The sequence below is a fragment of the Pseudomonas sp. BNK-30 genome (assembly GCF_047456185.1).
GTDB classification, from domain to species: Bacteria; Pseudomonadota; Gammaproteobacteria; order Pseudomonadales; family Pseudomonadaceae; genus Aquipseudomonas; species Aquipseudomonas putida_E.
Genome location: NZ_CP179904.1, coordinates 4,269,084 through 4,292,216, shown reverse-complemented (window position 1 = coordinate 4,292,216; position 23,133 = coordinate 4,269,084). Strand labels below are relative to the sequence as shown.

At 62.4% G+C, this 23,133-nt stretch carries 15 protein-coding genes and 2 pseudogenes; 8 read left to right on the top strand and 9 right to left on the bottom strand.

What is annotated here, in order from left to right:
* The first annotated feature begins 89 nt into the window (after positions 1–89).
* The 5 genes from fba to ACMGGN_RS19875 all read left to right on the top strand — a co-directional run bounded on the left by fba (position 90) and on the right by ACMGGN_RS19875 (position 5,208).
* On the top strand, positions 90–1,154 hold the full coding sequence (gene fba / locus ACMGGN_RS19895) for a class II fructose-bisphosphate aldolase (protein ID WP_008093958.1): 1,065 nt from the start codon (positions 90–92) through the stop codon (positions 1,152–1,154).
* A 197-nt stretch (positions 1,155–1,351) separates the two neighbouring features.
* Positions 1,352–3,472 (top strand): putative bifunctional diguanylate cyclase/phosphodiesterase, encoded by a 2,121-nt coding sequence (locus tag ACMGGN_RS19890; RefSeq protein WP_046785051.1) that lies wholly within the window; start codon positions 1,352–1,354, stop codon positions 3,470–3,472.
* Positions 3,473–3,511: 39 nt separating this feature from the next.
* The gene (locus ACMGGN_RS19885; protein ID WP_125923473.1) at positions 3,512–4,012 is read left to right on the top strand and encodes a M48 family metallopeptidase; all 501 of its coding nucleotides are present in this window, start codon (positions 3,512–3,514) and stop codon (positions 4,010–4,012) included.
* A gap of 12 nt (positions 4,013–4,024) precedes the next feature.
* On the top strand, positions 4,025–4,321 hold the full coding sequence (locus ACMGGN_RS19880) for a winged helix-turn-helix domain-containing protein (RefSeq protein WP_012312450.1): 297 nt from the start codon (positions 4,025–4,027) through the stop codon (positions 4,319–4,321).
* 149 nt (positions 4,322–4,470) lie between these two features.
* Positions 4,471–5,208 (top strand): substrate-binding periplasmic protein, encoded by a 738-nt coding sequence (locus ACMGGN_RS19875; protein ID WP_046785053.1) that lies wholly within the window; start codon positions 4,471–4,473, stop codon positions 5,206–5,208.
* 23 nt (positions 5,209–5,231) lie between these two features.
* On the opposite strand, the gene yccS is transcribed toward ACMGGN_RS19875, so the two are convergent.
* From yccS to ACMGGN_RS19840, 7 genes are all read right to left on the bottom strand, one after another.
* A complete protein-coding gene (yccS, locus tag ACMGGN_RS19870) occupies positions 5,232–7,415 on the bottom strand; it encodes a YccS family putative transporter (protein ID WP_046785174.1) in 2,184 nt (727 codons plus the stop codon).
* An 83-nt stretch (positions 7,416–7,498) separates the two neighbouring features.
* Positions 7,499–8,680, bottom strand: a complete 1,182-nt coding sequence (locus ACMGGN_RS19865; protein WP_115273436.1) for an NAD(P)/FAD-dependent oxidoreductase — start codon at positions 8,678–8,680, stop codon at positions 7,499–7,501.
* Between the two features lie 130 nt (positions 8,681–8,810).
* Positions 8,811–10,148 (bottom strand): ATP-dependent RNA helicase DbpA, encoded by a 1,338-nt coding sequence (gene dbpA / locus ACMGGN_RS19860; RefSeq protein WP_237859352.1) that lies wholly within the window; start codon positions 10,146–10,148, stop codon positions 8,811–8,813.
* Between the two features lie 112 nt (positions 10,149–10,260).
* Positions 10,261–11,688, bottom strand: coding sequence for a multidrug transporter subunit MdtD (gene mdtD / locus ACMGGN_RS19855; RefSeq protein WP_039604767.1), 1,428 nt, complete (start codon positions 11,686–11,688; stop codon positions 10,261–10,263).
* A 74-nt stretch (positions 11,689–11,762) separates the two neighbouring features.
* A complete protein-coding gene (locus tag ACMGGN_RS19850) occupies positions 11,763–13,094 on the bottom strand; it encodes a TldD/PmbA family protein (RefSeq protein ID WP_414156237.1) in 1,332 nt (443 codons plus the stop codon).
* A complete protein-coding gene (locus ACMGGN_RS19845; RefSeq protein ID WP_414156236.1) occupies positions 13,094–14,536 on the bottom strand; it encodes a TldD/PmbA family protein in 1,443 nt (480 codons plus the stop codon). Before ACMGGN_RS19845 ends, ACMGGN_RS19850 begins: the two co-directional genes overlap by 1 nt.
* 30 nt (positions 14,537–14,566) lie before the next feature.
* Positions 14,567–16,369 (bottom strand): acyl-CoA dehydrogenase, encoded by a 1,803-nt coding sequence (locus ACMGGN_RS19840; RefSeq protein ID WP_414156235.1) that lies wholly within the window; start codon positions 16,367–16,369, stop codon positions 14,567–14,569.
* Positions 16,370–16,713: 344 nt separating this feature from the next.
* Here ACMGGN_RS19840 and ACMGGN_RS19835 point away from each other — a divergent pair, with 344 nt between their 5' ends.
* On the top strand, positions 16,714–17,442 hold the full coding sequence (locus tag ACMGGN_RS19835) for a hypothetical protein (protein ID WP_144415439.1): 729 nt from the start codon (positions 16,714–16,716) through the stop codon (positions 17,440–17,442).
* A 61-nt stretch (positions 17,443–17,503) separates the two neighbouring features.
* Here the strand turns inward: ACMGGN_RS19835 and ACMGGN_RS19830 are convergent, their stop codons facing one another.
* Positions 17,504–17,911, bottom strand: a complete 408-nt coding sequence (locus tag ACMGGN_RS19830; RefSeq protein WP_158621129.1) for a hypothetical protein — start codon at positions 17,909–17,911, stop codon at positions 17,504–17,506.
* A gap of 539 nt (positions 17,912–18,450) precedes the next feature.
* On the opposite strand from ACMGGN_RS19830, the pseudogene ACMGGN_RS19825 reads away from it, so the two are divergent.
* Positions 18,451–18,709: pseudogene (locus tag ACMGGN_RS19825) on the top strand (hypothetical protein).
* Between the two features lie 75 nt (positions 18,710–18,784).
* Positions 18,785–18,976, top strand: a pseudogene (locus ACMGGN_RS19820) (DUF3077 domain-containing protein).
* A gap of 170 nt (positions 18,977–19,146) precedes the next feature.
* Here the strand turns inward: ACMGGN_RS19820 and putA are convergent.
* Positions 19,147–23,100, bottom strand: coding sequence for a trifunctional transcriptional regulator/proline dehydrogenase/L-glutamate gamma-semialdehyde dehydrogenase (gene putA, locus ACMGGN_RS19815; protein ID WP_414156234.1), 3,954 nt, complete (start codon positions 23,098–23,100; stop codon positions 19,147–19,149).
* Positions 23,101–23,133 lie beyond the last annotated feature (33 nt).

The window sequence follows — 23,133 nt, the reverse complement described above, 5'->3', positions numbered from 1 at the left end:
CACCGGTGGCCCACACTACTTGAACAGCAACCGCCCCTGCGGCAGGCTTGCACGAAACAAAACGACGCTTGTCGGGAGAGAGATACACAATGGCACTCATTAGCATGCGCCAGATGCTGGACCACGCCGCCGAGTTCGGTTACGGCGTTCCAGCTTTCAACGTCAACAACCTCGAGCAGATGCGCGCCATCATGGAAGCGGCCGACAAGACCGACTCCCCAGTGATCGTCCAGGCTTCGGCCGGTGCCCGCAAATACGCTGGCGCGCCGTTCCTGCGTCACCTGATCCTGGCCGCCATCGAAGAATTCCCGCACATCCCGGTGTGCATGCACCAGGACCACGGCACCAGCCCTGACGTGTGCCAGCGTTCGATCCAGCTGGGCTTCAGCTCGGTGATGATGGACGGCTCGCTGGGCGAAGACGGCAAGACCCCGACCGACTACGAGTACAACGTCCGCGTCACTCAGCAGACTGTCGCCATGGCGCACGCCTGTGGTGTTTCGGTCGAAGGCGAGCTGGGCTGCCTGGGTTCGCTGGAAACCGGCATGGCCGGTGAAGAAGACGGCATCGGCGCCGAAGGCGTGCTGGACCACAGCCAGATGCTCACCGACCCGGAAGAAGCCGCCGACTTCGTCAAGAAGACCCAGGTGGATGCCCTGGCCATCGCCATCGGCACCAGCCACGGTGCCTACAAGTTCACCAAGCCGCCAACCGGTGACGTGCTGGCGATCGACCGCATCAAGGAAATCCACAAGCGCATCCCCAACACCCACCTGGTGATGCACGGTTCTTCCTCGGTACCGCAGGAGTGGCTGGCGATCATCAACCAGTACGGCGGCGACATCAAAGAGACCTACGGCGTACCGGTCGAAGAAATCGTTGAAGGCATCAAGCACGGCGTGCGCAAGGTCAACATCGATACCGACCTGCGCCTGGCCTCCACCGGTGCCATGCGCCGCCTGATGGCGCAGAACCCGAGCGAGTTCGACCCGCGCAAGTTCTTCGGTGAAACCGTGAAAGCCATGCGCGATGTGTGCATCGCACGTTACGAAGCCTTCGGCACCGCCGGTAATGCCTCGAAGATCAAGCCGATCTCCCTGGAAGGCATGTTCCAGCGTTACCTGAAAGGTGAGCTGGCCGCCAAGGTCAACTGATCACAGGCCGCCTTAAAAAGACCCACAGAAATGTGGGTTTTTTTATGGCTGAATGCCCGGCAAACGACCGTTAGTCGACTACCCTTACCTTTAGTCACTGATAGCGTTCTGATTGCATTGCGTGTTACACACTCGAGTCTAGAGTGTTAAACCGGATCCAGATGCAAGTCGAAGTCGGTCATACAAGAGAAAGCAGCATGGATGGCGCTTACCCTCAACCACCGGATGGCAACTCGGTTCTCCTGGTGGTGGACGATTACCCTGAGAACCTCATTAGCATGCGAGCCTTACTGGCCCGCACAGATTGGCAGGTGCTGACAGCAGGTTCAGGGACGGAAGCCTTGAGCGCCTTGCTGGAGCACGAAGTCGACCTTGTGTTGCTCGACGTGCAGATGCCCGAAATGGACGGCTTCGAGGTTGCCCGGCTGATGCGTGGCAGCCACCGTACCCGGCTGACCCCGATCATCTTTCTCACCGCCAACGAGCAGTCCGATGCCGCCGTGCTCAAGGGCTATGCCAGTGGTGCGGTGGATTACCTGTTCAAGCCGTTCGACCCGCAGATCCTCAAGCCCAAGGTGCAGGCGCAACTGGACCAGCAGCGCAACCGGCGCATGCTGCAACGCTTGACGCGCGAACTGGAGGCGGCCAGGGCGTTCAATGCGTCCATCCTGGAGAATGCCGCCGAAGGTATTCTGGTGGTCGACGCCCACGGCAACATCAGCTTTGCCAACCCGGCGATCTCGCGCTTGCTCGATGCCCCGGTCGAGCAATTGCAGGGCGTGCAGTTACTTGAGTTGCTGCAACTGCCCAATGCCACCCTCTGGAGCGAATCGGATTTCCATCAGGCCTACCAGTCACGGCAGATCTTCCGTGTACACGACGCCCACCTGCGCACGGCAGGCGGTCATCTGGTCCCGGTGGCATTGTCCTGCGCACCGCTGCCGGCCGATCAGCAGGCGATGGTGGTGACGGTGCTGGACATGTCGGCGGTGCGCAATTTGCACCAGCAGCTCGAATACCAGGCGGTGACCGACCCGCTTACCGGCCTGCTCAACCGCCGTGGGTTCTATCAGGCCGCTGAAAGCGTGCTGCTGCGCAACGAACGCTCAGACAAGGCCCAGGCCTTGATGTACATGGATTTGGATGGTTTCAAGCGGATCAATGACTCGCTCGGCCACGAGGCCGGGGACCGGGTACTGGGTTGGGTTGCCGAGCAGCTCAAAGACTGCCTTGGTAGTGAGGCGCTGCTGGCACGCATGGGCGGCGACGAGTTCACGGCGCTGTTCGATGGCCTGCCGTATCCGGAACAAGCCGGCCGCTTTGCCGAGCAACTGCTAGAGCGTATGTCCGTCCAGCGCCAGGTGGCCGGCCTGGATGTCTGCCTGGGTGTCAGCATCGGCATTGCCACCTTCCCGGACTGCGGTGCCACTGTCGAAGGCCTGTTGCGTGCCGCCGATGCGGCGATGTATGCGGCCAAGCAGGCTGGGCGCGGGCAGTACCGCTTCTATGACCAGGAGCTCAATGGCCGGGCGCGGTCACGGCTGATGCTTGAGGACAGCGTGCGGCACGCCGTCGAGTCGCAAGGCTTCAACATGGTGTACCAGCCCCAGGTCGCTTTCGCCGATGGTCACCTGCGCGGTTTCGAAGCCCTGCTGCGCTGGCAGCACCCCAGCGTCGGCGATGTACCGCCGGGGCTGTTCATCCCTTTGCTTGAGGAGGCGCGACTGATAACGCGCCTGGCCAGCTGGATCTACCGCCAGGGGGCGGCGCAGCGTCAGGCCTGGTGTGAGCGTTTTGCCCCCGATCTGGTGCTGGGTATCAGCCTGAGCCGCGCTCAGTTCGCCATGCCTGGACTTGTCGATGAGCTGCAGCGGGTGATACAGGATTACCGGCTCAACCCGGCGCAACTGGAAGTGGAAGTTGCCGAGACCTCACTGATGTACAACATCGACGCGGCGATCAAGCAGATCCACCGCCTGCGCGAGCTGGGAGTGCGCGTGGCGCTGGACGACTTTGGTGCTGGCGACTGCTCGCTGCGCATGCTGCGCGACTTGCCTGTCGACACCTTGAAGCTGGACCGCCATTTGGTGGCGCGCCTGCCCGATTCGGCGCCGGACGCCGCGTTGGTGCGCAGTGTCATCGGCCTGTGCGCCGAGTACAACGTCACGGTCATCGCCGAAGGCGTGGAAACTGCGGCCCAGGCTGCTTGGCTCAAGGCAAACGGTTGCGCCTACGTGCAGGGCTTCCTTGTCGCCCGGCCGATGACCGCCGCCGATGCCAGCGGCTTTCCGGCAATTTTTCCCTGGCCGCAGTCCTGATTGGCTAGAATCGGTATTCGTTACGCCGAATGTCATGCCATGACCGTATTACGCTATTTGCAAGCTTACCCGCCGCACCTGCAAGAGCAGGTGCAGCAGATGATCGACAGCGACCGCCTGGGCGACTACCTGCAACGCCGCTATCCCGATCGCCATGAAGTGCAGAGCGACAAGGCGCTGTACGGCTACGCCCAGGATATGCGCCAGCAATACCTGCGCAGTGCGCCAAGCCTGGACAAGGTACTGTTCGACAACCGCCTGGACCTCACCCACCGTGCGCTGGGGCTCAATACTGCGGTGTCGCGGGTACAGGGTGGCAAGCTCAAGGCGAAGAAGGAAATCCGCATCGCCTCGCTGTTCAAGGAGGCGGCGCCGCAGTTCCTGCGCATGATCGTGGTACATGAACTGGCGCACCTGCGCGAGCGTGACCACAGCAAAGCCTTCTACCAGCTTTGTCAGCACATGGAGCCGGACTACCACCAACTGGAATTCGACCTGCGCGTCTACCTGACCTATCGGGAGCTGCCGGGTAACCTGTAAGGATCACGCAGCATGGATGTGAGCAAGACCAAGAGCAGTTTCTATCGCCGCCTGTACGTGGCCTGGCTGATCGACAGCCAGACCGCTACCAGCGTGCCAGCCTTGATGGAAGCCACCGGGATGCCGCGCCGCACCGCGCAGGACACCATCGCTGCGTTGGCTGACCTGGACATTGTCTGCGAGTTCGAGCAGCAGGAAGGGGCGCGCAACCATGCCGGGCATTATCGCATCCATGACTGGGGTGCGATCGACAAGCAGTGGATCATCCGCCATCTGCGCCAGATCAGGGAAGTGCTCGGCTACCCGTAAATGCGGGGGGCTGCCTGCTTCGGCCAAAATAGAGGCTAATTGACACTATTGGCCGCTGCCCTGTGCGGCGGCTTTGTGTAGTCTCATGACTTGCGTTATCGAAGACCGCCATCAACAGCCTGTGCCTACCACTGCAAAAGGACTTGAGCATGCGGCCACTGCTTTGCGTTCTGGGATTGTTGGGTGTGATGCTGGCTGGGCCAGCCTTGGGCCAGGGCAAACTACGGCTGGTGGCCGATACCTGGCCGCCGTTCACTGATGCCGGCATGCCCGGTGGTGGCCTTGCCACCAGCATCGTCACCACGGCGCTGGCGCGTGCAGGTTACCCCAGCGAGTACGAGGAAGTACCGTGGGCGCGGGCGCTGCTCGGGGTTAGCGAAGGCCGTTACGACGTACTGATCAATGCCTGGTACAACGATACGCGTACCCGCATCGGCCAGTTTTCCAAGGCCTACCTGACCAACCGCATTCGTTTGCTCAAGCGCAAGGGCGACAGCTTCCGTTACAGGCGCCAGGCTGATCTGTATCCCTACAGCATTGCCGTGGTGCGTGATTATGCCTACTCACCCGAATTCGATAGCGACACCCGCTTGCACAAGGTGCCGGTACGCAACTTTTCCTCCGCCGTGCGCATGCTGGCGGCAGGGCGGGTGGATCTGGCAGTGGAAGATGAGTTCGTGGCGCGCTACAACCTGCAGCGCGAACCCGAGCAGGTGCGTGATGGGGTAGTGCTGGTCGAACCCGCGCTGGGCGAGAACACCCTGCATATTCTGGTGAGCCTCAAGCACCCTGAGCATCGGCAGATCGTCGAGCGGTTCGAACGCAGCATTGCAGCGATGAAGGCAGACGGCAGCTATGCAAGGCTTCTGCGCCAGCATGGCTTTTGATGTGCAGCGCAGGCAACGAACAATCAGGCCGGTGAGCCCTCTTTGATCAGGTGCGCGGCCAAGGTCCGCAAGGGCCCCAACTGCCGGCAGATCAGCGCCAACTGGGTCTGCACCAATCGTTGATGTTCATCCAGTTCCTCAGGCATCTGCTCCAGCGTATTGGCCAAGGCTTCTTCGGCATCGCTGTGAATCGCCACGGGTAACCGCGCGGCCAGGCCGTTGGCGATTTCGTCGAGGCTGGCGGCCAATGCCTGCCCCGCCCCCTCGATCAACTGTTCATGGACCTCTGCCGGCAGCGCCGTATCACGGTGTGCCCCCAGCCCTGAGAGGTAGCTGAGCAAGGTATGCGACAGCACCAGGAAGCGGAAGCCCACGTCGGCCTCCTTACGGAAGTGCCCCGGCTCCATGAGCATGTTGGCCAGCGTGGTGGACAGCGCCGCGTCAGCGTTGTGTGCGTTGCGCCGGGCCAGGCGGTAAGCCAGGTCATCGCGCTTGCCGTGGGCATACTGCTGCATGATCTGACGCAGGTACACACTTGCGCAGGCTAAGGTATTGGCCAGCGCCTTGTTAAGGCGGCGGCCCTGCCAGTCGGGGAGGAACAGGAACACGGCGAGAATGGCGATCAGGCTACCGACCAAGGTATCGAACAGCCGTGGCAGGAACAGGCCGTAGCCATCGCCGATCTGGTTGAAGCAGAACAGGATCATCAGCGTGATCGCCGCCGTGGCCAAGGTGTAGCGGGTGGTCCGGTTGACGAAGAACACCACCCCGGCCACCACTGCGAACGCCGACTGGATGAGCGGATTCGGGAACAGGTCGAACAGGGCCCAGCCCACGGTCAGGCCGATGGCTGTGCCGAAGATCCTCTGCACCAGTTTGCGCCGGGTGGCGCCATAGTTGGGCTGGCAGACGAACAGGGTGGTGAGGATGATCCAGTAGCCTTGGGTCGGGTGAATCAAGTGCACCATGCCGTAGCCCACCGACAGCGCCAGCGACAGGCGCAGGGCATGGCGGAACAGCAGCGAGGTAGGTGTGAGCTGGGTGCGCAACCGCTTCCATACATCCTTGAGATTGCGTGGCGAACGGTCGAGCAGGCTGCTGTCGCTGGCGTCGGCCAGGCTGTCGGGGTTGCTGGCGGCGCCAAGCAGGCGGTCCAGCGTGGCCAGGTTTGCGGCCAGGGCGCGTAGTGAGCGCAACAGGCCACGCCAGGCCGGGTTGTTCTGGTTACGCAGGTGTTCCAGCGAAGCGTTGAGGTCCTCGAGGGCCTCGGCGAAGCCGGTGGCCAGAACGAACGGCTGGCGCAGCCGGATCGAGCGTGCCAGTTCCTGGCAGGATGCCCCTTGTTTGCGCAGCAGGCGCTGGCAGCGGAACATCACGTCGCTGTGGAAGAACGCCTCGGTGAGGGCGTTGTAAGGGTAGTGCGAGGCGCTCACTCTTTCGTGGATGTCCTGGGCCAGGAAGTACAGCTTCAGGTAGCGGCTGACCTTGGAGTTGGGCTGGCTGTTGCCCACCCGGTGCAGAATGATTTCCTTGGCGGCATTCAGCGCGGCCACCACCTTGCCGTTTTGCTGGGCCAGTGCCAGGCGCTGGGCTTCGACATCGAGTGTGCGAATCGGCTCGAACAGGCTGGCCTTGAGCTTGAGGTAAGTGCCCAGTTCGAAGAACAGTTTGGCCAGGCTCTGCTGTACCGGTTGGTTGGAGAACAGCGCCTGCCACAGCACCGAGAGCAGGCCATACCAGGCGGCACCGGCCACCAGCAGCAACGGTTCATGCCAGAAGTCGCTGACTTCGCCGCCGCGCTGGTCCACGCCGATCATGGTGTACACCGACAGAATCAGCGTTGCCGATGCGATCGCGCCGTAGCGTTCACCCAATGCGCCAAGCATGGTCAGGGAGAAGGCGGCCAAGGCCATGGAGACGGCGAAGATCCAGGGGTAGGGGAACAGCAGTTCCACCGAAAGCGCGGCAATGGCGAAACACAGCAGGGTGACGAGCAACGCGCTGAGGCGGCCTTGCCAGCTATCGTCGGTCTCGGCCAGGGCGCTGGCGATGATGCCGAGGAACAGCGGGATGAGCAGGCTCATCTCGTTCTGGTACCAGCACCAGGCCATGCTGCCGGTGAGCGCGATGGTCACGCGGATGGCGTAGCTGAACTTGTCTTGACCCCACAGGCGACGCAATGACTGACGGAACGAGCTCGATGACATGATGGCCTGCTGGCAGTGATCGATTGAATGCATTGCGGCACGGACCAGCAAGAAGCGTTCCGTGCTGCTGAATGGATTCTACTCTACACGAACTGTGCTGCAGCGTTGGCCGATGCCCAGGCCCATTGGAAATTGAAACCGCCCAGGTGGCCGGTGACATCCAGCACTTCACCGATGAAATAGAGGTTGGGGCTCTTCAGCGATTCCATGGTTTTCGACGACACCTCACGGGTATCGACGCCACCCAGGGTGACTTCGGCGGTGCGATAGCCTTCGGTACCTGCCGGTACCAGCTGCCAGGCCGCCAGCTTGTCGGCGATCTGCGCCAGCTCCGCCGGGGTGTACTGCTTCATCGGCTTTGACTCGAACCACTGCTCGGCCAGCAGGTTGGCCAGTTTGCGGGTGAACACCTCGCCCAATACGGTCTTGAGTTCCGCATTGGCGCGCTCGGTCTGCTGCTGTTGCAGCCAGGTCAGGGCATCACGGTCGGGCAGCAGGTTGATTTCGACCGTGTCGCCGGCCTCCCAGAACGACGAAATCTGCAGGATCGCCGGGCCGCTGAGGCCGCGGTGGGTGAACAGCAGGTTTTCGCGGAAGCTGGTGCCGTTGCAGCTGGCTGTGCAATCGAGCGAGGTGCCCGACAGCTCGGTGCACAGTGCCTTGAGTTGAGGCTCGGTAATGGTGAACGGCACCAGACCTGCGCGGGTCGGCAGCAAGGTATGGCCGAACTGGCGCGCTACCTGATAGCCGAAGCCGGTTGCGCCCAGCGTTGGAATCGACAGGCCTCCGGTGGCGATCACCAGCGACTGGCAGGCAAACTGGCCGGCGCTGGTTTGCAGCAGATAGCCGCTTTCGGTCTTCTCGATATGCTCGATGCTGGTTTGCATGCGCAGTTCGGCACCGGCTTCGTCGCATTCGGCCAACAGCATGTTGAGGATGTCGCTGGCCTTGTTGTCACAGAACAGCTGGCCGAGCTTCTTTTCGTGGTAGGGCACGCCATGCTTGGCCACCAGCTCGATGAAGTCCCACTGTGTATAGCGGGCAAGGGCCGACTTGCAGAAGTGTGCGTTCTGGGAGAGGAAGTTGGCCGGCTCGGTGTACAGGTTGGTGAAGTTGCAGCGCCCGCCACCAGACATGAGGATCTTCTTGCCTGGCTTGTTGGCGTGGTCGAGCAGCAGCACCCGGCGGCCACGGCGGGCGCTGAGCTGGGCGCACATCAGGCCGGCGGCGCCGGCGCCGAGGATGATCACGTCGGTGGTGTGCACGGGGTACCTCATTAAGAGTGCTGGGGCTGCTGCGCGGCCTTTTCGCGACACAAGGCCGCTCCTACAGGCGTACGCAATCCATTGGAGCGGCCTTGTGTCGCGAAGGGCCGCAAAGCGGCCCCAAAAGATTTCAGAGAATGCGAACTTTCAGGGCGCGGCCCTTGATCTTGCCGCTGTTCAGGCGCTGCATCGCCTGCTTGGCCAGGGCCCGCTCCACCGCCACGAAGGCCTGGAAGTCGAAGATGGCGATCTTGCCCACCTGCTTGCCCGGGATGCCGGCATCACCGGTCAGCGCACCGAGGATGTCACCCGGGCGCAGCTTGTCCTTGCGGCCAGCGGCGATGCACAGCGTGGTCATGACCGGCAGCAGCGGTTCGCCACCTTTGTTCTTCAGGCTGTCCAGCTGGTCCCAGCGCAGCGGGCTCTTCTGCAGCGCCTCGATGGCCTGGGCCCGATGGCCTTCGGCCGGAGCGACCAGGCTCACGGCAAGGCCTTTCTCGCCCGCGCGACCGGTACGGCCGACGCGGTGCACGTGGATCTCGGCATCGCGCGCCAGCTCCACGTTGATGACCATGTCCAGGCCATCGATATCCAGGCCGCGTGCGGCTACATCAGTGGCCACCAGCACCGAACTGCTGCGGTTGGCGAACATGGTCAGCACCTGGTCGCGGTCGCGCTGCTCGAGGTCGCCGTGCAGGGCCTGGGCCACGATGCCCTTGGCGGTGAGGTGGGCGACCACGTCCTCGCACTGCTGCTTGGTGAAGCAGAACGCCACGCAGGACTGCGGGCGGTAGTGGCCGAGCACGCGGGTGACAGCCTCCAGGCGCTGTTGCGGGTCGATTTCGATGAAGCGCTGTTCGATCTGGTTGTCGGTGTGCAGGCTCTCGACCTTGACCTGCTGCGGCTTGCGCATGAAGTCGGCGGCCAATTGCTCGATACCGGCGGGGTAAGTGGCCGAGAACAGCAGGGTCTGGCGGCGCGACGGGGTCTTGCCGATGATGCTGGCGATAGCGTCGAAAAAGCCCATGTCGAGCATACGGTCGGCTTCGTCCAGCACCAGGGTATTGAGCCCGTCGAGCACCAGGGTGCCTTTGTCCAGGTGCTGCTGGATGCGCCCTGGGGTGCCGACGATGATGTGCGCGCCATGCTCCAGCGAAGCGATCTGCGGGCCCAGCGAGACGCCACCGCACAGGGTGAGGATCTTGATGTTGTCTTCAGCGCGGGCCAGGCGGCGCAGCTCTTTGGCAACCTGGTCGGCAAGCTCGCGGGTGGGGCACAGTACCAGTGCCTGGCAACCGAAGTAGCGCGGGTTGATCGGGTTGAGCAGGCCGATGCCGAAGGCGGCGGTCTTGCCGCTGCCGGTCTTGGCCTGGGCAATCAGGTCTTGGCCCCTGAGGATGACGGGCAGGCTCTGGGCCTGGATCGGCGTCATCGAGGCATAGCCGAGGGCGTCCAGGTTGGCCAGCATGGCGGCGGACAGCGGCAAGGTGGCAAAAGCGGTGGATTCGGTGGTCACGAGGCGGGCCTGCGTTGCGAAGCGAAAAATGCCGCATAGTCTACCAGCCTCGTGGCCATTCGCCCTAAGACTCCATGTGCGGTTCCGGACGACGGGCACGCCTTCCGTCCGTCGGCGACAGCTGCAGGAAGATCGCCGCCGCCAGCATGGCCATGATACCGATGGTCACGAAGGTCAGCTGGAAGGCGCCCAGGGTGGTTTCCACACCATCGGCATTGCCGGCTGCAGTGAAACCGCCCAGCAGTGCGCCTGCGCAGGCCACGCCCAGGCTCAGTGACAGCTGCGCGACCACCGACAGCAGGCTGTTGCCGCTGCTGGCGCTGGCATCGTCGAGGTCGATCAGGGTTACCGTGTTCATGGCGGTGAACTGCATGGAGTTCACCGCGCCCAGCAGGGCCAGTTGCACCAGCAGTACGGCATACGGGGTCTGCCCGTCGACCAGCCCCAGGCTGGCCAGCAGCAGGCCGAGCAGCACGGTGTTGCCGGTGAGGACGATGCGGTAACCGAGGCGTTCGATCAGCGGCCGGGCAACGGACTTGGCGACCATTGCCGCCGCCGCCAGCGGGATCATGCTCATGCCGGCCTGCGCCGGCGAATAGCCCAGTGCCACCTGCAGCAGCAACGGCACCAGGAAGGGCAGGGCGCCGCTGCCCAGGCGTGCGAACAGGTTGCCCAGAATGCCGATGGCGAAGGTGCGCACCCGGAACAGGCTGGGCGAGAACAGTGGCTCGGGATCGCGCCCGGCGCGCAGCCAGTAGGCCGCCAGGCAGGCCATGCCGGCGAACAACAGGAGCATCACCCGCAGGTGCGGCAGGTGCAGCTCGCCCAGGCCTTCCATGGCGATGGTGATCAGCACCATCGCCGCGCCAAACAGGATGAAGCCTGGGCCATCGAAGGTGGTGCGTTCGGCACCGCGCAGGTCGGGGATGAACTTCCACACGGCGTAACAGCCCAGCGCGCCCACGGGCAGGTTGAGCAGGAAGATCCAGTGCCAGGTGAGAATCTCAACCAACCAGCCGCCCAACGTCGGGCCTAGCAGTGGGCCCAGCAGGCCGGGGATGGTGATGAAGCTCATGATCCGCACCAGTTCGCTACGTGGATAGGCGCGCAGCACCACCAGCCGCCCGACCGGCAGCATCAGTGCGCCGCCCAGGCCCTGCACCACACGGGCGAAAATCAGAAAGCCCAGGCTGTTGGCCATGGCACACAGCAGTGAACCGAAACTGAACAGCACGATGGCGCTGAAGAAGATACGCTTGGTGCCGAAACGGTCGGCGATCCAGCCCGAGGCGGGGATCAGCAGGGCCACGGTGAGCATGTAGGCGATGATCACACCCTGCATGCGCAGCGGGTTCTCTTCGAGCGAGCGGGCCATGGCCGGCAGTGCGGTGTTGAGGATGGTGCCGTCCAGGGATTGCATGAAGAAGGCGATCGCCACTACCCAGGGGATCCAGCGGGCGGTGACAGGGTCCAGCGGAGTGCGTTCGGGCATATGAACCTCAATGTTCAGTGTTGCCTGTCCTGGCCTCATCGCAGGCTTGCCGGCGATGAGGCCGGGATAGCCGATCACAATGTCAGGGTCAGCCCTTTGACCAGCGCCCCCGGCAAATGACTCGAACCGGTACTGCGCTGTCCATAGGTGCTGGTCGACAGGATCATCTCTCGCTCACAGGTCAGGTCTTCCAGCTGGCTGCCCAGCAGACTGTACAGGCTGTCATCGAAACTCATGGTGCTTACCGGCCCCTGAATCTGGCCGTTTTCCACCCAGAAGGTGGCGAAGCGGGTGAGCCCGGTCATGCGCGCAGCCGGCAGGTCCGAGTAATTCAGGTACCACAGGTTGCTGATGTACAAGCCAGTACCCAACCGCGCCAGGATGTCTGCGTTGGCAAGATTTCCCGCTGCAAGGCTGAGTGCGCAGGGCGATTCGTAGCTGTCCGCGCCATTGGCAAGCAGCTCGAACTCGGCGGCACTGCGGGCACTGACCAGCCTGCCCAGCGCTTGCCCTTCTCTTATCAGTGGTACGTCCTGACGCGGCGAACCCTCATCGGAAAACGCCGGGCTCAACGACCCACTGACCTGCTCGTGGAAACACACCAGCGGGCTCAGCCGGGCATCGCCGCTGTACAGGCGCTGCAACGCACTGTTGCCAGTGGCCAGAGACTGCGCAGAGAAACCGCCCCAGCACAGCATGCCGGCGATTTCGTCCATCGCGGCAGGCGCCAGATAGGCGCGGTAGCTACCAGGCTTCAGGGTAATTGCCGGGCGGCCGAGGAAGCCCAGCTGTTCGCGGGCCTGGCGCAGGCGGGCGGTGAATTCGTCTGCATTCCACGCCTGGCCGGCATAATTCGCCTTCACGGCCTGGCCGTTACTGTGGAACAGGCTCCAGTCGAAGTTGAAACTGTTGGCCTGGTGCCAGCCGAAGGCCCCGTAAGAGCTGGCAAAGCCCCTGCAGATCGGGCCAGCGGCATAGATCCCAACCAGGTCCAGGTCGCCTGCTTCGCCGTCGAGCAGCGCCAGTACTTCGCCCAGCTCAGGCAGCGCCTGATCCTGCAGGCTGTGGCTGTGCCAAGCGCTCTGGTCCAGGCGCAGGTAGGGGTCCGCAGGCAGAAGGGGCAGCGTCTGGCGCAGCTGTTCAAGGGCTTCGCCCAGGCGCTGACGGTCCACTTGCGCATCGCCGCTCAGGGTCACTTGCTGTTCAGCCTGGCGCCCGTCGCGGATCAGCCTCAGGTGCGCACTGGCCTGGCTGACCTCGCCGGCCTGGCGCACCTTGGCATGGTTGAAACGCACGAATTGCGATTGTTCAGCGCTGTAGCCCAGGGTGAACTGTTCTTCTGCATGTTTCACTTCACGCAAGGCACTGACCAGTTGTTCGAAAGCATGCTGTGGTGTTGCGCTCATCAGGCGTCCCCCCCGAATACGTCGATCTGGCGGAACACGCAGGCCGGAGCGGCATGGCCCACCCGCACCACCTGGTTGGGTTCGCCCTTGCCGCAGTTGGGCGTGCCCAGTACCTGGAAGGTGCTACGGTCACCAACCGCCGCGAGGTTGCGCCAGAACTGCGCGGAGATGCCGCGGTAGTTGGGGTTTTTGACGATGCCTTTGAGCTCGCCGTTTTCAATCAACTGGCCCCATTCACAGCCAAACTGGAACTTGTTGCGCGCATCGTCGATGGACCAGGAACGGTTGGTGCGCATCAGGATGCCGTGCTCGATTCCCTGAATCAGTTGTTCAAGGGTTCGATCACCCGGCTCGACATTGAGGTTGGCCATACGGTCGATCGGTGCGCGGTTCCAGCCGCAGGCGCGGCTGTTGGCCACGCCATCGAGCCCGGAACGGAACTGCGACAGCGCGCCGCCCAGCGGGCGCAGCAACAGACCGTCACGGATCAGGAACTGCTTGCTGGCCTGGCTGCCGTCGTCGTCATGGCTGTAGCTGGCGAGTTCCTCCCCGATGGTCGGGTCGAAGGTCACGTTGAGCAGTGGCGAGCCGTATTGCAGGTGGCCGAAATCACTGGCTTTGACGAAGCTGGTGCCCGCGTAGTTGCGCTCGTCGCCGAGGATGCGGTCCATTTCCAGTGGGTGGCCGATCGACTCATGGATCTGCAGCATCATCTGGTCTGGCATCAGCAGCAGGTCACGCTGGCCGCTGGGTGTGTTGGCCGCCAGCAGCAGCTGCAGCGCCTCGTCGGCCACATGCTGAGCAGCACCGACCAGGCCGCAGCGTTCGATGATTTCGAAGCCACCCTGCTGGCCGAAGTTGTCCCGGCCCAGGCTACGGCTCTGGCTGTCCTGGCCGTCGCTGGCGGTGACACTCAGCCCCGGGAACAGGAACCGCTGAGCATGGCGCAGTTCGGCACCGGCGGAGTTCAGGTAGGTCTGCTCGACCAGGCTTTGGCTCAGGCTGGCCTGCCAGTCCACCAGGCGGCTGTCCTTGGGTACGCTGGCCGATTCGGTGGCGAGCAGGCCCAGGCAGTCGGCGAGGCTGGGCAGTGGGCGGTCGAAATTTGGCGAAACATGGTCGTGGCGCGAGCTGGGCACCGGCTGGTCGCGTAGGTCAAGCAGGCTGTGCCTGGCGATCTGCCGGGTCATGGCTTCGGCATGTTCCAATGCTCGTTGTAGCCCTTGCTGGGACAGATCGGCGGTGGCCGCGTAGGCCTCTACGCCGTTGACCCGCACCGTGAGCATGGCGCCCTCGTCCTGGCTGAAGAATGGCGGTTCGGCCACGTTACGGCGTACCGAAAGCGCCTGGTGGGACTGTTTCACATGGCGCAGGGAAAACAACTCGGCCGTGCTGCGCAGCGTGGCAAAGCGCTGGCGCAGCAGGGCGCTGGAATCGAACATGGAAAACCTCCGTGTGCACGGTGGCTCCCCCTAGAACCACCCATCTTGCATGGCCAGGCAGGTATCGTCGCGTGCCTCGAGCAATGCCAGCTCATTATGGCAGCCTGGTACCTCCCAGGTCAGGAAATAACGGGCTGCCTGCAGTTTGCCCAGGTAGAAGTCGCGGTCTGCGGCATTGCCCTTGAGCAGGCCTAGCTCGGCATGTATCGCTTGTTCCAGCCAGCGCCAGCCGATCACGCAATGGCCAAAGGCCTTGAGGTACAGGGCCGAGTTGGCAAGGGCGCCGGCAGTCTGGCCTTGGGCGAGATCACCCAGCAGGCCGAGGGTCACGGCTTGCAGGCGAGTGACCAGTTGCTCGAGCGGTTGGCGCAAGGCATCAAGATTCGGGTGGTGGCTGGCGCGCTCACCGGTACTTGCGATCAGGCGAATCAGTTGTTTGAGGCCGGCTCCGTTGTGCTGTGCCAGCTTACGGCCCAGCAGGTCGAGTGACTGGATGCCTTCGGTGCCCTCGTGGATCGGGTTCAAACGGTTGTCGCGGTAGTATTGTTCTACCGGGTATTCGCGGGTGTAACCGTGGCCACCCAGGATCTGGATGGCCAGTTCGTTGGCCTTCAGGCAGAAGGTCGAAGGCCAGGATTTGACAATTGGCGTCAGCAGGTCGAGCAACGCTTGTGCCCTCTGGCGTGCGCTTTCTTCATCAGCCGTCTGGGTGTCGTCGAACAGGCGCGCTGCGTACAGGCCCAGATCGAAGGCGCCTTCCACGTAAGTCTTCTGTGCCAGCAGCATGCGTTTCACATCGGTGTGCTCGATGATCGGCACCGCCGGGCTTAGAGGGTCCTTGCTGTCCGGCAGCCGGCCTTGCGGCCGCTGGCGGGCATACTCCAGCGAATACAGGTAGCCAGCGTAGCCCAGCATCACTGCGCCCATGCCAACACCGATGCGTGCCTCGTTCATCATCTGGAACATGCAGGCAAGGCCCTGGTGTGGCTGGCCGACCAGGTAGCCGACGCACTGGCCATTGTCGCCAAAGTTCAGTGCCGTGGAGGTGGTGCCGCGCCAACCCATCTTGTGGAACAGCCCGGCCAGCAGTACGTCGTTGCGCTCGCCACGGCGGCCATCCTGATTGACCAGATACTTGGGCACGATGAACAGCGAGATGCCTTTCACACCGGGTGGCGCGTCCGGCAGCTTGGCCAGGACCATGTGCACGATGTTTTCCGACAGTTCGTGGTCCCCGCCGGAGATGAAGATCTTGTTGCCCTTGATCCGGTAGCTGCCGTCTGCGCAGGGTTCGGCGCGTGTGCGGATGTCGGCCAGGGACGAACCTGCGTGCGGCTCGGTCAGCGCCATGGTGCCGAAGAACCGGCCTTCGATCATTGGCTGCAGGAACAGGCGTTTTTGCTCGTCGCTGCCGAAGCTTTCGATCAGGTTGGCCGCGCCCATGGTCAGGAAGGGGTAGGCCGTGGTACCAGCGTTGGCGGCCTGGAAGTGGGCGAAGCAGGCCTGCGAGACCAGGCTGGGTAGCTGCATGCCGCCGACCTCGAAGTCGCGATTGGCGTTGAGGAAGCCGGCCTTGAGGAAGGCATCGACGGCAGGCTTGACCTCGGGGATCAGTTCAGCGCGGCCGTCCACGTAGCGCGGCTCGTTTTCGTCGGCCTTGCGGTTGTGCGGGGCGAAGTACTTTTCGGCGATGGTGCGCGCGGTGGTCAGCGCCGCGTCGAAGGTTTCGCGGCTGTGCTCGGCAAAGCGCGGGCGCTGGGTGAGGGCTTGGGCGTCGAGCACTTCGTAGAGTTCGAAGGCCAGGTTGCGGGGGCTGAGCAGGGTCTCGGGCATGGGGGCGGTCCTTGAGCGGGCTTGAGGCGAGTCTAGGATTGGCCGAATAAGACTGGCTACCATGATTGATTGAGATGATGTTCAGTCAAAAATCCTCGCATTTGGAGCCTCTGATGTTGGTTGACGGGGGAAGGGGCTGGGTTGAGTGAGCGTCAAGGCCACCCGTTCGCAGCAAATCTTGAAGCACGTGTGAGATCAAAAGGCATTCATCTGTCAGCCTTGGCACCTTTTAAGCTCTGCTATTCCACTGACTGCATGAAAAATTTGAGGCGTCAGAGGCGTGCTTGTAGAAGGCGACAGGAATATTCCTACGCGCTGCGCCGAAATCTCCTACGACCGCAGTGATGGAAAATGAGGTAGATATTGATTCTTCACTGTGGAGGAATTCTATGGACAGGATTTGTGAGTGGCGCGACGTTTGGAAAGAAGATTTAGAGAGGGTTGAAGACCCTTTTTTTGCTTGTTCGGTAGTTCAGAGGGCTTTGCTGGAAAATACGACCCTGCGTGGATTGTGTGACTTCCAGAAAGCATGTGATTTGCCTCTGGGGCGTCCTTTGCTGCAGGATGATATCTGGCGAGCTTTGAAGCTGGTGGAAGACGGCAGGTGGTTCCTTATTCGGGAGCAGCCAATTTCTCCAATTGATGTGTCGCGTTACCCTCGTTTGAGATGGGCGGAATCAAAGCTGGATTTACTGCTGTCTGAGAGTAAATACCCAGAAGCTGATGGCCCTGGCAAGTGGAAAACATTTAGTATTGATACAGATTTATTGTGGTCTGGGGTGGCGTTGGCCGCAAACTTTTTAACATCCCGAGGTGACGAGGGACGTCTTTTTTCGAGCGAGGGGAAGGACTATGCTAATACCCGTAGATTGGTAAGTCAGAGGTGGGTGCCATTAGGCGAAAAGGAGCGGAGCTTCGCCAGACTATCGGCTACACATCGATATGGGGATGTACGACGGATAACGCAAAACTATGTACAGGCAGATGATGCCTGGGCGATCACGGGGGAGTCCTGGCACTGGCGTCCTGTGGTACCTGACGAGGAGTATGAATATAGAATAGGGGCCTATTGATGGTGTCAACTACCAATAAGCAGCGAGCTCTATATTTGCTTTGGGCAAGTATGGATGCGTTTTATATTATTTTGTACATCTTGCGTAATATCGCCCGAGGCGCAATACCTTTTTTGTCGGATTTGAATAGTGGTCTTGACGTAGTGCGGAGTTGGGGTGGTTCAGGCATTGTGATCTGGGCCGGGCTGTTTTTACAGTTTTCAGTTATTGTTACATGCGTGGGTTTTTTCAGGTGTAAAAAAATCGTGGTGTTTTTGGCGCTGGTGCAGATGCCATTCAGATTTTTTTTCATCGTTCCGTCAGTTTCGGTGGTTTTGCTCTTGCCTATGGTCGTTGCTGGCATCAATAACTGGATATGGGTTGGGTTGTTGCTTGCTTCAGAAGCGTTTAAGGGGTGGAGTATCTGGTGGCTTTGGCGTAACTCTGGGGCGCGCATGGTGGAAAGATAGCGTGGCAACTGCTCGGCCATGGTTGCCCGCTTTGTGGTTTGACGGTATTTCCCTGTTGGCGCGGCTGCCGCCCCGCATTCCTTCGCTCATGCGACAAGGCTGACAACCATGGCCTCACAGGCATGGCCACGTTGCAACAAATGTGAGCAGCCTTGTGCTGCGCAGCGCCGCGCGGGCGGCGCTCGGCCTCACAGGCGCTGAAAAGGGTGAGGCGCGAACACCTGCCAGTCTCACCGCATTCCGGCCAGTTTCGGCAGATCATTTTAGGTTTTCACCTATTCCATGTAGTCCATTTCCCAAACATACTCCCAACCCCCTCCAAGCCATTGCGGTGCTCTGGGTAGGGCCCTAGTCTCGGGTGGTCGCTGCCGAATCAGTGACCGGCTTTGACAGGCCGCTTAGGTCAAACCGAATCGCTTTGCCTTTATGGCAGCTGTGCATGGGGCACTTCGTGTGCGCCGGGTTTTGGTTTGCCTACCGGTCTGTCAACCCATGTACAGCTGCCACCCTCTTGTTTGACAGCAGGTGTGTAGTGGCCTTTATCACTAGGTGAACCATGATGCTGAAGATAGTCCCCGATCCACCCTAACGCCCATTCCCTTGAAGACACCCTGATCCAGGCCACGGATCACGCGCTGTGTGCCGCAACCGTGGTGCACCACGCCATGCAGCTGCAGCCCAGGTCGCCGGCTTCGATCCTGATGATGACCACGATGCATGAACTGGAGGCGCTGCGGGCTTTGCTTGAGTCTGCATTGGTTCAGGTGCAGATGCCCGCTGAGGCCAGGCCAGGCAGTCGAGAATTATCAGGGGATTGAACAATGACAACAGAAGACACCTAGTTCACCGTCGGCAAGACCACCTTCTACCAGGGCGAGAATGGCACACATCCACTGTTTCGCATCGAGCCGGGTATCCCGTGCCGGGATGCCTGAGAGCAGTCTTCGGAGTTGATGGGCTATGTGCGCGAACTGACCATTACCGGGTTGATGGATGAGAAAACGATGATGCTCTGGGCTGCGCATTATTTGAGTGCGATGGCCAAGGCACTGATGGATGATGCTGAGTTGGGGATGAAGCAGTGAGGGCCTGGCTTCAGGCTGCATGAAGGCCCCAATGTATTCGCCGCAGCAGTTTCAGCGCCTGTGAGATCGAGCGCCGCGCGGGCGGCGCTCGATCTCACAGGCGCCAAACATCTCAAGATATGCGCCCATAAAAAAGGAGAGCCGAAGCTCCCCTTTTTTATCAACAGCAATCAGCCAATGGTCATCAAGCTGGCATTCCCCCCCGCCGCCGCGGTGTTCACACTCACCGCCCGCTCAATCACCAGCCGCTCCAGCGCAATCTGGTGATCCCCGCTGGACAGCCCGTGCACACCGACGATCGCACCAGCACGCTTGGCCACCTGCTGGCACACGCTGCGCAGCTGGTCCGAATCGCCATGGTGAATCACGGCGTCGAACGCCACTTCATCCTTGTTCCAGTCCGCCACCAGCTTGACCTTGGCCTGCAGCTCACGCGGCAGGCGGGCACGCAGGGCTTTGCCAGGCTCGCTGTCTGCCCACACCGCCGAGCTGCCGACGGCCAGTACTGCGGCCAACTGCGCCAGCAGGTCAGCCTCGTTGTCGGCCAGGCACAGCACGTGCTCGCGTGGCAGGATGGTGTAGCTGTTGCGCTCGCCGGTCGGGCCTGGCAGCAGGCGGGCGATGCCGCTCTGCGACTGGCTGGCGAACTGGTCGCACAGCGCAGCCAAGTCGGCCAGCTGGTTGCTCTGGGCCCAGGCCTTCAGGCCGTGCAGCGGCTTGATCAGCTGATCGTGCAGGGTGCGGTCCGGTTTGCCTTCGCCATCCTGCTGCTGGAAGTGACGGCCAATGGCGTCTGCCGGGCGGGTCGACAGCAGGCGGTACAGGTACAGCGGGCCACCCGCTTTCGGGCCGGTACCGGACAGGCCTTCACCACCGAACGGCTGCACGCCCACCACCGCACCAACGATGTTGCGGTTGACGTACATGTTGCCGGCGTTGGCGTTCTCCACCACCTTGGCGATGGTCTCGTCGATGCGGGTGTGCACGCCGAGGGTCAGGCCGTAGCCGGAGTTGTTGATCTGCTCGATCAACTGATCGAGGTTGCGGCGGTTGTAACGCACCACGTGCAGTACCGGGCCGAAGATCTCGCGCTTGAGCTCATCGAAGCTCTCCAGCTCGATCAGCGTTGGCATCACGAAGGTGCCACGCTTGGTTTCAGCAGCATCGGCGATGGCGACCTGATAAACAGGGCGGCCTTTTTCGCGCATGCCCTGGATGTGCTTCTCGATACCGGCCTTGGCTTCGGCATCGATCACCGGGCCAATGTCCACGGCCAGGCGGTCCGGGTTGCCCAGGCGGCTTTCGGCCATGGCGCCTTTGAGCATCTCGATCACGCGGTCAGCCGAGTCTTCCTGCAGGCACAGTACGCGCAGGGCCGAGCAGCGCTGGCCGGCACTGTCGAAGGCCGAGGACACCACGTCGATCACCACCTGCTCGGTCAGCGCCGAGGAATCGACGATCATCGCGTTCTGGCCACCGGTTTCGGCGATCAGCGGGATCGGACGGCCCTGGTTGTCCAGGCGCCCGGCGACGTTGCACTGCAGCAGGCGCGCCACTTCGGTGGACCCGGTGAACATCACGCCCTTGACGCGTTCGTCGCCGACCAGGCCGGCACCAACGGTTTCGCCGCGCCCTGGCAGCAGTTGCAGCACGCCTTCCGGAATGCCGGCTTCGAGCAGCAGGCGCACAGCCTGGGCTGCGATCAGCGGGGTCTGTTCGGCCGGTTTGGCCAGCACTGGGTTACCGGCAGCCAAGGCTGCGGCTACCTGGCCGGTGAAGATGGCCAGCGGGAAGTTCCACGGGCTGATGCACACCACCGGGCCCAATGGGCGGTGGGCGTCATTGCTGAAATCGTTGCGCGCCTGCACGGCGTAGTAGCGCAGGAAGTCAACGGCCTCGCGCACTTCGGCAATGGCGTTGGCGAAGGTCTTGCCGGCCTCGCGGATGAGCAGGCCCATCAGCGGCTGGATCTCGGCTTCCATCAGGTCAGCGGTGCGCTCCAGAATCGCTGCGCGCTCGGCGGGTGGAGTGGCCTGCCAGATGGGGGCGGCATTGAGCGCGCACTGGATGGCGTTGTCGACGTCGGCAACGGTGGCTTCCTGCACGTGGCCGACCAGGTCGCGATGATCTGCCGGGTTCAGTACCGCTGTGGCAGCGCCTTCGCTGGCGGCGCAGGCGAGCAATGGGGTGGCTTTCCAGTCATTGTGGGCCGTGGCCAGCATGGCGCAGGACAGCGACGCCAGGCGGTGTTCGTTGGCCATGTCGATACCGGCCGAGTTGGCCCGCTCACTGCCATACAGGTCACGCGGCAACGGGATGCGCGGGTGCGGCAGGCCGATGCTGCCTTCCTGGGTGGCCATGCGCTCGATACTGGCGACCGGGTCGGCGACCAGTTCCTGGATGGAGATCGAGTGGTCGGCGATACGGTTGACGAACGAGGTGTTCGCGCCGTTTTCCAGCAGGCGGCGCACCAGGTAGGCCAGCAAGGTTTCGTGGGTGCCGACCGGCGCGTAGACGCGGCACGGGCGATTAAGCTTGCCTTCCGAGACCTTGCCTACAACCTGCTCGTACAGCGGTTCGCCCATGCCGTGCAGGCACTGGAACTCGTACTGCCCCGGGTAATAATTCTGACCGGCGATGTGGTAGATAGCCGACAGAGTGTGTGCGTTGTGAGTAGCAAATTGCGGATAGATGGCTTCCGGTACCGCCAGCAACTTGCGGGCGCAGGCGACGTAGGAAACGTCGGTGTACACCTTGCGGGTGTAGACCGGATAGCCTTCCAGGCCCTCGACCTGGGCGCGCTTGATTTCGCTGTCCCAGTAGGCGCCTTTCACCAGGCGGATCATCAGGCGGTGACGGCTGCGTTTGGCCAGGTCGATGACGTAGTCGATCACATACGGGCAGCGCTTCTGGTAGGCCTGGATGACGAAGCCGATCCCGTTCCAGCCGGCCAGCGAAGGCTCGAAGCACAGGCGCTCGAGCAGGTCGAGCGACAGCTCCAGGCGGTCGGCCTCTTCAGCGTCGATGTTCAGGCCGATGTCATACTGCTTGGCCAGCAGAGTCAGCGACAGCAGGCGCGGGTACAACTCTTCCATCACCCGCTCGTATTGAGCGCGGCTGTAGCGTGGGTGCAGTGCCGAGAGCTTGATCGAGATGCCCGGGCCTTCATAGATGCCGCGGCCGTGGGAGGCCTTGCCGATCGAGTGGATCGCCTGCTCATAGGACGCCAGGTATTTCTGCGCATCGTGCTCGGTCAGCGCGGCTTCGCCGAGCATGTCGTAGGAGTAGCGGAAGCCCTTGGACTCGAAGCGGCTGGCGTTGGCCAGCGCTTCGGCGATGGTCTCGCCGGTGACAAACTGTTCGCCCATCAGGCGCATGGCCATGTCGACGCCCTTGCGGATCATCGGCTCGCCGCTCTTGCCGATGATGCGGGTGAGCGAGGTGGTGAGGCCGGCTTCGTTGTGGGTGGAAACCAGCTTGCCGGTCAGCAGCAGGCCCCAGGTGGCCGCGTTGACGAACAGCGACGGGCTGTTGCCCAGGTGCGGGTGCCAGTTGCCGCTGCTGATCTTGTCGCGGATCAGCGCGTCACGGGTGCCTTTGTCGGGAATGCGCAGCAGGGCTTCGGCCAGGCACATCAGCGCCACGCCTTCCTGGGACGACAGCGAGAACTCCTGCAGCAGGCCCTGGACGATGCCGGCGCGGCCACCGGCGCTCTTCTGGTTGCGCAGCTTCTCGGCGATGCCGGCGGCCATCTTGTTGGTCGCCTCGGCCAGGGGCGCGCTCAGGCGCGCCTGTTCCAGCAGCATCGGCACCACTTCCTGCTCGGGGCGGCGATAGGCGGCTGTAATGGCCGAGCGCAGCACCGACTGGGGCAGGATGCTCTCAGCGAACTCCAGGAAGCACTGGTGCGCATGGTCGGGCTGTACTTCACCGGCATCGTCGGCCGGGCTGTTGGCCTGACCGTTGAGTTCGGTCAGGGTGGCGCCACCCTCGAGCTTCTCCAGGTAGTTGAAGATTGCTTGCTTGATCAACCAGTGCGGCGTGCGGTCGATGGACTGCGCAGCTGCCTTGAGTCGCTCACGGGTAGGGTCATCGAGTTTGACCCCAAGGGTGGTCGTCGCCATTTCTTATCCTCGTTATTGCCACGGTTGTGGCCT

Coding starts and splice junctions, on each gene's coding strand:
- fba (WP_008093958.1), top strand. CDS start 90: ATGGCACTCATTAGCATGCGCCAGATGCTGGACCACGCCGCCGAGTTC.
- ACMGGN_RS19880 (WP_012312450.1), top strand. CDS start 4,025: ATGGATGTGAGCAAGACCAAGAGCAGTTTCTATCGCCGCCTGTACGTG.
- ACMGGN_RS19850 (WP_414156237.1), bottom strand. CDS start 13,094: ATGAGCGCAACACCACAGCATGCTTTCGAACAACTGGTCAGTGCCTTG.
- ACMGGN_RS19830 (WP_158621129.1), bottom strand. CDS start 17,911: ATGGCCGAGCAGTTGCCACGCTATCTTTCCACCATGCGCGCCCCAGAG.
- ACMGGN_RS19840 (WP_414156235.1), bottom strand. CDS start 16,369: ATGCCCGAGACCCTGCTCAGCCCCCGCAACCTGGCCTTCGAACTCTAC.
- ACMGGN_RS19835 (WP_144415439.1), top strand. CDS start 16,714: ATGGAAAATGAGGTAGATATTGATTCTTCACTGTGGAGGAATTCTATG.
- mdtD (WP_039604767.1), bottom strand. CDS start 11,688: ATGCCCGAACGCACTCCGCTGGACCCTGTCACCGCCCGCTGGATCCCC.
- ACMGGN_RS19845 (WP_414156236.1), bottom strand. CDS start 14,536: ATGTTCGATTCCAGCGCCCTGCTGCGCCAGCGCTTTGCCACGCTGCGC.
- ACMGGN_RS19885 (WP_125923473.1), top strand. CDS start 3,512: ATGACCGTATTACGCTATTTGCAAGCTTACCCGCCGCACCTGCAAGAG.
- putA (WP_414156234.1), bottom strand. CDS start 23,100: ATGGCGACGACCACCCTTGGGGTCAAACTCGATGACCCTACCCGTGAG.
- dbpA (WP_237859352.1), bottom strand. CDS start 10,148: ATGCTGGCCAACCTGGACGCCCTCGGCTATGCCTCGATGACGCCGATC.
- yccS (WP_046785174.1), bottom strand. CDS start 7,415: ATGTCATCGAGCTCGTTCCGTCAGTCATTGCGTCGCCTGTGGGGTCAA.
- ACMGGN_RS19875 (WP_046785053.1), top strand. CDS start 4,471: ATGCGGCCACTGCTTTGCGTTCTGGGATTGTTGGGTGTGATGCTGGCT.
- ACMGGN_RS19890 (WP_046785051.1), top strand. CDS start 1,352: ATGGATGGCGCTTACCCTCAACCACCGGATGGCAACTCGGTTCTCCTG.